The organism is Aeromonas sp. 603404 (assembly GCF_049171775.1).
GTDB classification, from domain to species: domain Bacteria; phylum Pseudomonadota; class Gammaproteobacteria; order Enterobacterales; family Aeromonadaceae; genus Aeromonas; species Aeromonas veronii_A.
The window spans coordinates 107,401-119,685 of sequence record NZ_JAAKPE010000001.1; the positions used below are offsets into that span (position 1 = coordinate 107,401).

Annotated in this window: 11 protein-coding genes; 1 reads left to right on the forward strand and 10 read right to left on the reverse strand. The window is 58.5% G+C overall.

The genetic code is table 11. The features are described from left to right. Positions 1–111: 111 nt before the first annotated feature. Entirely contained in the window at positions 112–1,161 is a 1,050-nt protein-coding gene (locus G5306_RS00485) for a porin (RefSeq protein ID WP_088869706.1), read from the forward strand. Between the two features lie 562 nt (positions 1,162–1,723). Here the strand turns inward: G5306_RS00485 and tyrA are convergent. The 10 genes from tyrA to G5306_RS00535 all read right to left on the reverse strand — a co-directional run bounded on the left by tyrA (position 1,724) and on the right by G5306_RS00535 (position 12,263). Continuing rightward, complete coding sequence (gene tyrA / locus G5306_RS00490) at positions 1,724–2,851, reverse strand: bifunctional chorismate mutase/prephenate dehydrogenase (protein WP_421312051.1); 1,128 nt, start codon at positions 2,849–2,851, stop codon at positions 1,724–1,726. Between the two features lie 135 nt (positions 2,852–2,986). Then, positions 2,987–4,060: a 3-deoxy-7-phosphoheptulonate synthase gene (locus G5306_RS00495; RefSeq protein ID WP_139411344.1), complete on the reverse strand. Its 1,074-nt coding sequence runs from the start codon at positions 4,058–4,060 to the stop codon at positions 2,987–2,989. Positions 4,061–4,406: 346 nt separating this feature from the next. Beyond that, on the reverse strand, positions 4,407–5,723 hold the full coding sequence (gene glgC, locus G5306_RS00500) for a glucose-1-phosphate adenylyltransferase (protein ID WP_216954048.1): 1,317 nt from the start codon (positions 5,721–5,723) through the stop codon (positions 4,407–4,409). Positions 5,724–6,012: 289 nt separating this feature from the next. Continuing rightward, positions 6,013–6,930, reverse strand: coding sequence for a protein translocase subunit SecF (secF, locus tag G5306_RS00505; protein WP_257690224.1), 918 nt, complete (start codon positions 6,928–6,930; stop codon positions 6,013–6,015). 150 nt (positions 6,931–7,080) lie between these two features. Then, complete coding sequence (gene secD / locus G5306_RS00510) at positions 7,081–8,883, reverse strand: protein translocase subunit SecD (protein WP_421312054.1); 1,803 nt, start codon at positions 8,881–8,883, stop codon at positions 7,081–7,083. A 158-nt stretch (positions 8,884–9,041) separates the two neighbouring features. Further along, positions 9,042–9,476 (reverse strand): hypothetical protein, encoded by a 435-nt coding sequence (locus G5306_RS00515; RefSeq protein WP_043819384.1) that lies wholly within the window; start codon positions 9,474–9,476, stop codon positions 9,042–9,044. 96 nt (positions 9,477–9,572) lie between these two features. Then, positions 9,573–10,430 (reverse strand): DUF6279 family lipoprotein, encoded by an 858-nt coding sequence (locus G5306_RS00520; RefSeq protein WP_421312056.1) that lies wholly within the window; start codon positions 10,428–10,430, stop codon positions 9,573–9,575. Between the two features lie 3 nt (positions 10,431–10,433). Continuing rightward, positions 10,434–11,258, reverse strand: coding sequence for a phosphotransferase (locus tag G5306_RS00525; protein ID WP_254204278.1), 825 nt, complete (start codon positions 11,256–11,258; stop codon positions 10,434–10,436). A 10-nt stretch (positions 11,259–11,268) separates the two neighbouring features. Next, a complete protein-coding gene (gene lpoB / locus G5306_RS00530) occupies positions 11,269–11,865 on the reverse strand; it encodes a penicillin-binding protein activator LpoB (RefSeq protein WP_005302153.1) in 597 nt (198 codons plus the stop codon). Next, positions 11,865–12,263 (reverse strand): YcfL family protein, encoded by a 399-nt coding sequence (locus tag G5306_RS00535; protein WP_005334038.1) that lies wholly within the window; start codon positions 12,261–12,263, stop codon positions 11,865–11,867. The genes lpoB and G5306_RS00535 overlap by 1 nt, the downstream gene beginning before the upstream one ends. Positions 12,264–12,285 lie beyond the last annotated feature (22 nt).

Below are 12,285 nucleotides of genomic sequence, written 5' to 3' on the forward strand. Positions count from 1 at the left end.
TGCGGTTCAAAAAATCCGGTGCTAGTCTCGGCGGCATAGTGATGCAAAGAACATCGCTAACACAGGGAATAACAACAACTTAGTGTTTAATTACAGTAGGCATTGGAAACTATGAAAAAGACAATTCTGGCTATTGCTATTCCGGCTCTGTTTGCATCCGCCGCTAACGCCGCAGTGATCTATGACAAAGACGGTACCACTTTCGACGTATACGGCCGTGTACAGGCTAACTACTACGGTGAGCACGATGATACCGATGGCGAGCTGATTGGTTCTTCCCGTCTGGGCTGGTCCGGTAAAGTTGCTCTGAACAACACCTGGTCCGGTATCGCCAAGACCGAGTGGCAAGTTGCTGCTGAAAACTCCGACAAGGGCAGTGACGGTAAGTCTAGCAAGTTCGATGCTCGTCATATCTATGCAGGCTTTGACGGCACCCAGTACGGTAAAATCATCTTCGGTCAGACCGACACTGCTTTCTACGACGTACTCGAGCCGACCGATATTTTCAACGAGTGGGGCGATGCGGGTAACTTCTATGACGGTCGTCAGGAAGGCCAGGTTATCTACTCCAACACCTTCGGTGGTTTCAAAGGTAAAGTTTCCTACCAAACCAATGACGACGTAGCGGTCAAGATCACTGACGTTGGTCAGAAGGTCAAAGAAGATGCCATCTTTGGTTCCGACGTTAAGCGTAAGAAAGCTTATGCCGTTGCCGCCGGTTACGATTTTGACTTCGGCCTGGGCTTCAACGCCGGTTATGCCTACTCCGACCTGCAAAACAAAGTTAATGGTCAGACTGGTAAGAAAGACGAGTGGGCTATTGGCGCGCACTACGCTATCAATGGCTTCTATTTTGCCGGTGTTTACACTGAAGGCGAAGTGAAGAACAAGAGCCTGGGTCTGAAAGATGACGGCCGTGGTTACGAGCTGGCTGCTTCTTACAACGTAGATGCTTGGACCTTCCTGGCTGGTTACAACTTCAAAGAAGGCAAGGCCAACGCTCAAGCTGCCGGTTCTACTTACAAGGATCTGGTTGACGAGACCCTGCTGGGTGTTCAGTACGCTTTCACTCCGAAGCTGAAAGCTTACACCGAGTACAAGATCCAGGGTATCGAGAAGCATGACGACGAGTGGACTGTTGCTCTGCAGTACAACTTCTAATAAGTTGAACAAGAGTAATATCCAGGCTTGAGTCTTTGACCAGGCTACAAATGGCCGAGATAATTTCTCGGCCATTTTCTTTTTTGGCGACAGCGGATTGGCGCCATGATAAATCGCCGGATTGCTGTGTTAAGTGATCTTTGGCAAACCATTTGTCTCGGTTAATCTCTCCTGCTTCCTGCTTCCTGCTTCCTGCTTCCTGCTTCCTGCTTCCTGCTTCCTGCTTCCTGCTTCCTGCTTCCTGCTTATCTCTTTGATGGGGAGGGCACTGCTCTCCTTTACGTCATACAGTCGTTGCTCGCAGCAGCTTGGTTTGACCGTGAGAATCTGGCTGCCCTTGCAAGGGGCGGTGCTATTTGCGCGGATTGTGCGGATATTGAGGGGGCATACATGGTGGATGTGATGCTGCACAGGGGGAGGGGATTGTGAGGCCAATCAGCGGTAGGTGCTTGGTGTGTCGCCGCTCTCGACTGAGTTAGCGTTGAAATTAGTAACAAACAAAAGGGAAGATGCCTGAGTATCTTCCCTTTTTGGTGATATGAGCGTTCCTGCTTTTGCAGGATCAGCCGTGTTGGCGGCGGTCGTTGGCCTGGGCGAGCAACATGCGGCTTTCACGCAGGAACTGGTCGGCGTGTTCGCCGAAGAAACCGGAGACTTGAGAGAAGGCCTCGATGAAACCGTCCCTGTCGCCCCGCTCCAGCAGCCCCAGCGCTTCGCCGAAGTTTTGGTAGTAGCGACGGATCATCGCCAGATTCTGCGGTGACGACAAAATGATGTCGGCATAGAGGTGGGGATCCTGAGCGAACAGCCGCCCCACCATGGCGAGCTCCAGCCGGTAGATGGGGGAGCTTAGCGCCAGCAGGCGATCCAGATTGGCCTGCTCGCGCGCGAGGTGCCAGCCATAGGCAAAGGTGGCGAAGTGACGCAGTGCCTGAATGAGGGTCATCGCCTCATCGTGGGCCTTGGCTTCTACCTGTTGCAAGCGGGCGCCCCAGATAGTCATCTGATCCAGCAGCCACTGGCTGGCGGCGCCGTCGCGCCCCTGACAGCAGACGATCACCTGCTTGGCAAGGCTCGCCACATCCGGCCCGAACATGGGGTGCAGTCCCAGTACCGGCCCTTGGTGCACAGCCAGCATGTGCTCGAGCGGCGCCGCTTTCACGCTGGTGACATCAACCAGCAGGCAATCTGCGGGCAGGTTGCCGAGCCGATCAATGAGCTGGCAGGTGATGTCGATGGGCACTGCCACCATCACCAGTCCTGCGCCCTGCAGGATCTCGTCAGCGCGCGGCCAGTCTGCTTGTTCCAGCGTCTCGACCCGGTAGCCGGAGAGGCTGAACATATGACCGAACAGCCGGCCAAGCTGGCCCTGACCGCCGATGATGACCACCTTGCCAAGGTCCGGCTTCATACACTTGAAGCCAGTATCTTTCTCGCTGGCATAAGATTCACGCATCACCCGGCGCAGCACATCTTCGATGAGATCGCCGGGCACCCCTAACTGCTCGGCCTCGGCGCGGCGGCGGGCCAGCATGCTCGCTTCCCGGTCCGGTGCATAGATGGGCAGGCCGTGGCGGCTCTTTACTTCACCCACTTCTCCCACCAGGGCCAGACGGGCGGCCAGCAGATCGATCAGCTGCTTGTCCACCGCATCTATCTTGTCCCTGAGTACATTCAACTCTTCAGCCATATCCAGTCCCTGCTGGCGCCGCGAGCGGCGGCGCCCTGAAAATCAAGATGCAACAAGGTATCACGGCGTGAGCGGTTTGATGCCACCACTAGTGATACCTCGATTGTTCAATAGGTTACGACAAGATACCACGGCTTACCGTGCAGTTCTGCCCTTGAGGGGGTCAGCCAGCTGGTTGTGGCAGCGGTCCAGCAGGGTAGCGGTGGTGTCCCAGTCGATGCAGGCATCGGTGATGGAGACCCCGTAGCGCATCTGCTCCTTGGGCTGCTCGCTGGACTGGTTTCCCTCGAACAGGTTGGATTCGAGCATCACCCCGATGATGGAGCGGTTGCCCTCCTGGATCTGGTGGATGACGTTGTCGGCCACCTTGGGCTGCAAACGGTGATCCTTGCTGGAGTTGCCGTGGCTGCAATCCACCACAAGGCTCGGCAGCAGGCCCGCTTTCTCCAGCGCCTCTTCCGCCAGCGACACGTTGACCGAGTCATAGTTGGGATGTTTGCCGCCGCGCAGGATCACGTGGCCATCCGGGTTGCCCTGAGTCTGCAGCAGCGCAACCTGGCCCTGCTGGTTGATCCCCATAAAGGCGTGAGGGGAGGAGGCCGCCTGCAACGCATTAATGGCAGTCCCCAGGTTGCCGTCGGTGCCGTTCTTGAAGCCGACCGGCATGGAGAGGCCGGACGCCATCTCCCTGTGGGTCTGGGATTCGGTGGTACGGGCGCCAATAGCTGACCAGGAGAAGAGCTCCGCCAGGTATTGCGGGCTGATGGGGTCGAGCGCTTCTGTGGCCAGCGGCAACTCCAGCTCCGCCAGCCAGCAGAGCAGCTCGCGGGCACGGTGCAGCCCCAGTTCCACATCGAAGGTGCCATCCAGATTGGGGTCGTTGATAAAGCCTTTCCAGCCGACCGTGGTGCGCGGCTTTTCAAAGTAGACCCGCATGACAATGTAGAGAGAGTCCTGATAAGCATCATGCAGCGCTTTGAGTCTGGTTGCGTACTCTTTGGCGGCGTCCATGTCGTGGATGGAGCAGGGACCACAGATCACCAACAGGCGGTGATCGCGGCGGTGAATGATGTCGGCGATGGTATTGCGGGCCCCTTGCACGAATGCCAGCGCCTTGTCGGAGATGGGTAACTTCTCCTTGAGCTGGGCAGGCGTGATCATCACTTGTTCGGACTGGATATGGATGTTGTTCAGGGGATCTCGTTGCATAGCCTCTTCGCCTCGTCAGAGTCAGCACACTGGTTTTGATACCACCAGCTGTAATTTTAAGTTTACGAAAGTACCACTTTCGTTACGTATGGCCATCACAATACCAAGTAAATGCCAACTTTCAAGTGTGAATATGGAATTTAATAGCCTTTTGGCAATATGAAAGTACTGCTCATCGCCAAAGGTTTGGATTAACTGCCAAATTTGTCCATGAAAAGCTACTGCTGTAATTATACATTTACAGCCTAAAAAGGGGAGGTCGAATGGCGGGGGGCAAGTGGCTATAAAAAACGGGAGCCTGCAAGGGCTCCCGTTTTTTGTCGCGATAACAGTGCTGGTCGGAGAGTTATGCCGGTACGGCCTGCTCTACAGCCTGCTTGCGCGCCGTTTTTGCCAGTGCATCCAGCATGGGCTTGGTGACCAGTACGATCCCCTGTTCGGATCGGTGGAAGCGGCGGGCATCTTCATCGGCGTTCTCACCGATCACCATCCCTTCCGGCAGCTTGCACCCCTTGTCGATCACTACCCGACGCAGCCGGCAGCCGGCACCAATCTCCACACCCGGGAAGATAACGGCCTGATCCAGAGTGCAGAAGGAGTCGACCCGTACATTGGTGAAGAGCACCGAGCTCAGGATGAAGGAGCCGCTGACGATGGTGCCGCCCGAAAACATCGAGTTGATGGTCATGCCGTGCTGACCGTTTCTGTCCTGCACGAACTTGGCGGGAGGGGTCATGTTCTGGCTGGTCCAGATGGGCCACTCCTGATCGTAGATATCCAGCTCCGGCGTGACGGAGGCGAGATCCATGTTGGCTTCCCAGAAGGAGTCCACGGTGCCCACGTCGCGCCAGTAGGGACGGCGATCCGGACAGCAACCGACACAGGACATGCCAAACGGGTGAGCGAATGCAGTACCCTCTTTCACCACGCGGGGGATCACGTCCATGCCGAAATCGTGATGGGACTGTGCGTTGGCAATGTCCTCTTCCAGCAGTTGGTAGAGATATTCGGCATCAAAGATATAGACGCCCATGGAGGCCAGCGCGGTGTCGGCCTTGCCCGGCATGGCAGGCGGGTTGGCGGGCTTTTCGACGAAGGCGTTGATCTTGCGATCATCATCCACAGCCATTACCCCGAAGGCGCTTGCTTCACTGCGTGGCACCTCTATGCAGGCTACAGTCACCTTGGCACCCATATTGACGTGGTCGAGCAGCATGGCGGCGTAATCCATCTTGTAGATGTGATCGCCTGCCAGTACCACCACATATTTGGGGGCGTGATCGCGGATGATATCCAGATTCTGGTAGACCGCATCGGCGGTACCTCGATACCAGTTCACCTCATCCACTCGCTGCTGGGCAGGGAGCAGATCGATAAATTCGTTCATCTGGTAGCGCAGGAAAGACCAGCCGGACTGGAGATGGCGCAACAGGCTGTGGGATTTGTACTGGGTCACGACACCGACCCGACGAATGCCGGAGTTGATGCAGTTGGAGAGCACGAAATCGATAATGCGGAATTTGCCGCCGAAATGGACGGCAGGCTTGGCACGGTTGTCGGTTAACTGTTTGAGGCGACTACCCCGCCCTCCTGCGAGTACCAGAGCCATGGTCTCGTTCAGCAACTGTCTGGCTTTTGCTGTATTGGCAGGTTGTAACAACATCTCATATCCCTTTGTAGATAAATCACTACAATGTTGCCTCCTTTGAACCCTCAAGAAAGTGCTTTCAGTCACATTTCAGGGTTTTTGACGTAATAAAATGACCTTTTTGTTATTAAAAATGACGGATTGATCCGTCATTGCTTTCAATATGGTCAGTTGTCAATTGAGGCGACTTGGCCAGTAACAGGAGCGACGGGGATTGGCGGGGGAGGGTAGAAAAAGCCCCTGCCAATGGTTGGCAAGGGCATAGTTGGTAGAGGCTCGATTAGCCGACTCTGGATAGCAAGGGTCAGGCTGCGTTGGCCACTGGCTCCTCGCTCTTTTTCTGATAGGCCTGCGGGGTGAGGCCCAGCAGCTCCTGCACGGTCGAGGCAACGGTAATAGAGGAGACGGTGCCTACCAGGATCCCGGCAAACAGGGTGAAGGAGAAGCCGTAGAGAGCGTCACCGCCAAACAGCAGCAGCGCGCCCACGGTAAACAGGGTGGTGCCCGAGGTGATCATGGTGCGACTGAAGGTTGCCCTGATGGCCACATCGGAGCATTCGTGGATGCCCATCTGGGTACGCGAGCTCAGCAGATCCCGCAACCTGTCCGAGATGACGATGCTGTCGTTGAGGGAGTAGCCGATCACCGCCATCAGACCGGCGATGATGTTCAGATCGAATTCGATCTGAAAGAGTGACAGCAGCCCCAGCGCTACGATAGCGTCATGGACCACCGAGAGCAGGATGCCGATGGCCTGACGCCACTCGAAGCGAAACGCCAGATAGGCCGACATCGCCAGCGAAGCGACCAGCACGGCCAGCATACCCTGCTGGAACAGCTCGGCACCCACCTGAGGACCGACGATGGTGGTGCGCAGCAACTCGACCGGCATCCCCAGCTGTTGGGTCAGCATGGTGGCGAGATCCGCCGCGGGCCAGGGCAGTTCGTGGGGGGGCAGTTTGATCAGCCACTCGCCGGGAATACCGGCCGAGCTCAGCTCAACGGCTCCCGCCAGCGGGGAGACCAGCATGGCATTGAGCTCATGGGCCTCTTTCAGGGTCTGGATATGAAACTCCAGCAGGATCCCGCCGGTAAAATCGAGCCCCAGTGTCAGGCCGTTCACCAGCAAGATGGCGACGCTGGCCACGGTCAGCAGGATGGAAGCCCACAGGCCGATATAACGCCAACGGGTCAGCCCCATGGCAACGATCATTCTCAACATAATTCTCTCCTTGGCCAGCCAGCATCAGGCTGTTGGCCCATCACGACGTGTCGCGACACGCCGGGAAATAGTGTTCTGCTTTGGCCGCTCCGGCCATATCCATGGCCGATGGCGCAGCCAAAGCCGCTCATCAGAGGGATTGCTGTCCCGTTACACCTTCAGCGTGCGCTCGTTGCTGCGTCCCCACAGGGGATTGATGATGGCGCGCGTTCCCCAGATCCCGGTGAGCATGCTGGAGAGCAGACCCAGAATGAGGGTGATGGAGAAGCCCTGCAGCGGCCCGGAGCCGATGGAGTAGAGCACCACGGCGCAGATGAGGGTGGTGATGTTGGCATCGAAAATGGTGTGGAAGGCCGAGCGATAGCCAAAGTCGATGGCGTTGGCCAATGAGCCCCCTTCTCGCAGACGGTCCCTGATCCGCTCGAAGATCAGCACATGGGTATCCACCGCCATGCCCACCGTCAGCACCAGACCGGCGATCCCCGGCAGGGTCAGCACGGCGCCCGGCAGCACTGCCAGCATGCCGACCTGCATCAACAGGTTGGCGACCAGCGCCGTGATGGCAACCCAGCCGAATTTGCGGTACCAGGCCATCATAAACAGCATCATGCCTGCCATACCGAAGGCCAGTGCGGTGAAGCCCGCCTCGATATTCTGCATCCCCAGCGTCGGGCCAATACTGCGTTCTTCCAGGATCTTGAGAGGGGCGGTGAGGGCGCCGGCACGCAGCAGCATGGCCAGCTCTTGCGCTTCCGGCAGACTGCCAATACCGGTGATGCGGAACTGGTTGCCAAGGGCGGTCTGGATGGTGGCGACGTTGATCACCTCGCTCTGGGCGCGCAGTTTTCCCTGGGCGTTGGTCTTGTACTCGGTGAAGACGGTCGCCATCGGCTTGCCCACATGCTGGCGGCTGAACTGGTTCATCTTGCTGCCACCCAGGGTGTCAAGCACGATATTGACCTGGGGTTGACCCATCTCGCCCATATTGGCGCGGGCATCGACGATGTGCTCGCCGGTCAGCACCGGCTTGCGTGCCATGCCGACGGCCTGACCGTTGCGATCGGCGATATAGAAATGGCTATCGGCTTTGGCCTCGTAGAAGGCCAGCGAGGCGGTGGCCCCGATCACCTCTTTCGCCTGCTTGGGGTTGTGCACCCCGGGCAGTTCGATACGGATACCATCCTGCCCCTGACGAACCACCGAGGCCTCGACGATGCCGAGTTCGTTGATCCGTTTTTTCAGGATCGACAGGTTCTGGGTCACGGCGTTGTTGACCAGCAGGGTGCGCTCAGCATCGCTCAGCACCAGTTTCAGATCATTGCCGGAGCGGGTCAGCTTCCACTGATCCTGTCGGGTACCGGCACTCTCCTTGATGATGGCGAGCCAGCTCTCCTGTTCGGCGACCTCCGGCAGGGTGACGGCTACCGCGCCCTGTGCGCTGCGCGTGACGCTGGCGCCGCGCAGATTGGCTTCACGGAAGCGGGTGCGCAGGGTATCCACCAGATTCTTGGTCTGATTGTCGATGACAAAGTCCACGTCCACCCCGATAAGCAGCTGGGAGCCGCCACGCAGGTCCAGTCCCAGCTTGATGGGATCGGCGCCGAGGCGGGTGATCCAGGTCGGCGCGTTGGAGTGAAACTCTAGGGTCAGGGCGGCACTGTCGACCCCTTGCTGCTCCAGCAACTGCTTTGCGCGCTGCTGCTCGCCCTGGCTGGCAAAGACCAGCTCGACCCGCTCAGGTTGCTCAATGACCTTGATCGGGGTCAGGTGCTTGTCGCTCAGCAACATCTGTTGCTGGGGGGTCAGGCGCTGCTGTCCGTGCAGGCCGAGGGAGGGCTGCTCACCAAAAAAGGTGGGCAGGGAGTAAAAGGTAAAGGTCAACAGCATCAACAGCAGCAGTGCGTACTGCCACTTGCTCATGCGGTTGAGAACGGTGCGATTGCTCTTTCTCATGGCAAACAAGCCTCTGTCAGGAGAATGGTGCCCGGGCCGATAGCAACAAGGCTCGGCAAGGCGCAAAAAATGGGATGCATCAGATGCGGATCAGGCAGTCGCCGGATCCGTCAGGAAGAGGAGATGAGCAAACAGTGGATGTGCCAGCCCCTCCGGGGTCAGGCGTTCAGATAGCTCTGGGTGAAGCGGTATTGCAGATGTTGGCGCTGTAGATGGCGCCGATGGATCGCACCGAAGCGATCGCGAAAACTCTGTTTGTGATAGAGCTCGGGGGCCAGCATCAGCCAGCCGAGCAGTAACAGCAGGATGGCCTGGGCCGACCAGCTCTGGATCAGCTCGTAGACCACACTCTTGGGCTGGTTGTCACTGCGCAGGGATTGTTCGAGACGCAGCAGGTGATTCTGATGGCTGCCGACAAACTTGATGATGCCATCATCGCTGTCGCTAAGCTGATTGAACACCTGAGTCTGCTGCTGTTCACTCTGGGGAGATGCGGGTAGCAGCGGGCCTTCCATTCGGGCGATGGAACAAAGCAGGGTGAGGGCGATAACCAGAGTTACCAGCACCAGTTTTACTTTGTCGATAAGGCGCAAAAAGTTAATTCCCGATAAATAGGAAGGGCAAACTACCATAAGCGCCCGGTTTGAACAAGGTTGCCCCGGGCACATGGCACCATTCGGTGCTGGCTGTCAGCTGCCGCTCATCTGCTTGAAGTCGCGGGCATAACCCTTAAGCAGGGAGTAGAGATGGGCCCGCTGAGAGATATCCAGCGACTGGCTCATGGCGCTCAGCCAGTTGACGGTACGCTGGCGCGACTGTTCGGTATAGCCGGTAAAGCGGCCATCCATCAGCCCATCCCCCTCGGCCAGCAGGTTGGTCAGCTCGCGGGTAAAGTCGGGACTCTGGCGCTGCTTCATCAGCCTGTCCAGCTCCTGGGTCCAGGACTCCTGAAACTCGAGCCAGGGGGGCATCAGCTCGTATTGCCATTCGGCCCACTGGGCCACCAGTGGCGCCTGTGCCGGTTTCACCTCGCCAATCCAGAACTCGAGCCGCTTGTTCATCTTGTCGCGAAACTCTGCCAGCATCTGCTCTCTGGGCTCAGTGGCAAAGTCCTTTTGCCGCTCCTGTTGCCGCTTGACCCGATCGGTCATGAAGCGGGCCACCTGCCCGTCGGTCAGGGTGCGCGCCAGCCTGACCGCGCGGGGGATAGTGTTTTCCAGCGTGCGGGTCAGGCTCTGCTGCACCGCATCGAGATTGATCGAGATCTGCTCCGGCGTCATGGGGCTGGCCACTGCCTTGGCCAGCGCGTCGAGATCCTTGGCGTAGCGCGGCAGCTCGTGCTGGCGATGCCAGGCCATCAGCCCCTTCACTTCACGGCTGAGCAGATCCTTCTGCGAATAGGAGAGGGCAAAGTAGTCATCCAGCTGCCAGATGATGGCGGTATCGAGCCAGTAGTAGATCACTCGGGTGGAGCAGCCGGTCAGCAGCAGGCCGATCAGCAGCAGACCCCAGGTTTTCGGCTTGTGCCAGCGCACCTTGTTTATCATCTGTTACTCCAGTCGTTGCCGGTTGATGGCGATCAGGGTGTCATAGTCGAGTGAGGGCTGTTGCTCTGCCATCAGCAGGGCCCAGAGCAGGCCGATATAGTCGACCCAGGGTAAAAATGCCTCGCTCTGAAAATCGGGCCACTGGTGGCGCGGCACGGCCTGCAGATAGTGCGCTTCCAGCTCGTCGCGCCGCTCGGCGGGCCACTCATGGGTGCGCTGGATGCTGGCGAGCTCAAAGCCGGGGTGACCTGCCGCGCCATACTCCCAGTCGATGACCCAGGGTTTGCTTCCCAACAAGTTAGCCGGATTGAGATCATGGTGGCAAGGGCGCCAGCAATCATTTGGCTCACTGCTGACGAGCAAGCTCCGCTCCAGGGCGGGCAGCCAGGAGGGGATGTGTGCCAGTCGGGCGCGATAGCCCGCCGCGTGGGCTCGCACCGCCATCACCACCGCAGGTAGCGGCAGGCGATGGAGCTTGCGCAGCACCTCAGCTAGCAGACGGGGCTGATCGACTGCCGGTGGCGCCGCGTGCACCCAGTTTGGCTCATCGCACCATTCGAGCAGCATCAGACCGCTGGCGGGATCGCCATAGTGGCAAGGCAGCGCTAGTCCTTCGGCTATCGCCCCCTGATAAAGCTGCCACTCGGTGGGACGGTCGATACCAAGGCGCACCGGGTCGGAGTGGCCCTGACGCAAAAAGTAACTGCGCCCCGAGGGGAGGCGCAGTCGATAGTTGCAGTTGGTCAGGCCTAACCCGAGTGGTTCCAGCTGCCCCTCCCGCCAGGGGGCGGGCAGGCTGGCCAGTAGCGGATCACAGTTGCCTGTCACCGGGAGCCTGTTACCAGCCAAAGGTGGATTTCTTCGCCTGTTTGCGGATCTCTTTCTGATCGGCCCACAGCAGTTCGCCGTTTTGCAGATCCATCAGGTTCATGGTCATCTGGTAGTAGACATCCTTCACCTTGCCATTGTCCTTGACGATGCTGGCGAGGTTGCCATAGACCATGTAGCGGGCACCGGTCTGTTTGCCAAGCCGCACCATGGAGGCAGGATCCACCATGCCGCTGCTCTGCTGGTATTCGAGCTGCTGCTTGACTGCGGCCACCTTGCTCATGTCGACGAAGCGGAACTTGCCGGCCCGCAGCAGCTTGGTGCGGATGGTATCGGTGATGGCTTCGGTATCGATGTGCTCGGAGGTCTTGTTGCGGATGGAGTCCATAAACATCACCGGACGACCGCCTGCGGTGATCTCGCTGGTGGCAGGGGAGGCGAGCATGGAGTCCGCCATCTTGTCGGCGATGGCCTGCAGATCGCTTGAGCCGTAATCGACGGTGACGGTTTCGGTTTCAGTGGGATCGCCATAGCTGACGGTGGTGCTGGAGCAGCCGCCCAGCAGCAGCGCGCCGGTCAGGATCAGCAGGGCATGATTCATTTTCATCAGTAGGATTCCTCAATCACTTCGCGTACGTAAATCCGGTAACCCTGCGCCGCCGGGCTGGGCGCCAGGGCCGAGAGGGTGCGGGTCTGATAGCCATGCAGCTTGATGGGGGTCCAGCCGCGGCCATCGCTGGCGACCTCCTGACCAGCCTCATCATACCAATAGAAGATATATTGCAGCTTGTTATCGCCGCGCTGGGTGCTGGCGGCGGCCACATTGACCTGCAGCAGGCCATTTTGCTGGCGGCGGCTCAGCTCGGTCAGGGTAACGTTGACGTTTTGATGCTGCTCCAGCGTGGGTGCACCGCCCGCCGGGCCATAGAGCGCCACGCCGGAGGTGTTGGTGGCGCAGCCGGTCAGCAGCAGCGCGAGCCCGAGGGCCAACCCGTATGCTTTCATCTTGCTCTCCTTAATTGGAGTG

Coding starts and splice junctions, on each gene's coding strand:
- G5306_RS00485 (WP_088869706.1), top strand. CDS start 112: ATGAAAAAGACAATTCTGGCTATTGCTATTCCGGCTCTGTTTGCATCC.
- tyrA (WP_421312051.1), bottom strand. CDS start 2,851: ATGGCTGAAGAGTTGAATGTACTCAGGGACAAGATAGATGCGGTGGAC.
- G5306_RS00495 (WP_139411344.1), bottom strand. CDS start 4,060: ATGCAACGAGATCCCCTGAACAACATCCATATCCAGTCCGAACAAGTG.
- glgC (WP_216954048.1), bottom strand. CDS start 5,723: ATGTTGTTACAACCTGCCAATACAGCAAAAGCCAGACAGTTGCTGAAC.
- secF (WP_257690224.1), bottom strand. CDS start 6,930: ATGTTGAGAATGATCGTTGCCATGGGGCTGACCCGTTGGCGTTATATC.
- secD (WP_421312054.1), bottom strand. CDS start 8,883: ATGAGAAAGAGCAATCGCACCGTTCTCAACCGCATGAGCAAGTGGCAG.
- G5306_RS00520 (WP_421312056.1), bottom strand. CDS start 10,430: ATGATAAACAAGGTGCGCTGGCACAAGCCGAAAACCTGGGGTCTGCTG.
- lpoB (WP_005302153.1), bottom strand. CDS start 11,865: ATGAAAATGAATCATGCCCTGCTGATCCTGACCGGCGCGCTGCTGCTG.
- G5306_RS00535 (WP_005334038.1), bottom strand. CDS start 12,263: ATGAAAGCATACGGGTTGGCCCTCGGGCTCGCGCTGCTGCTGACCGGC.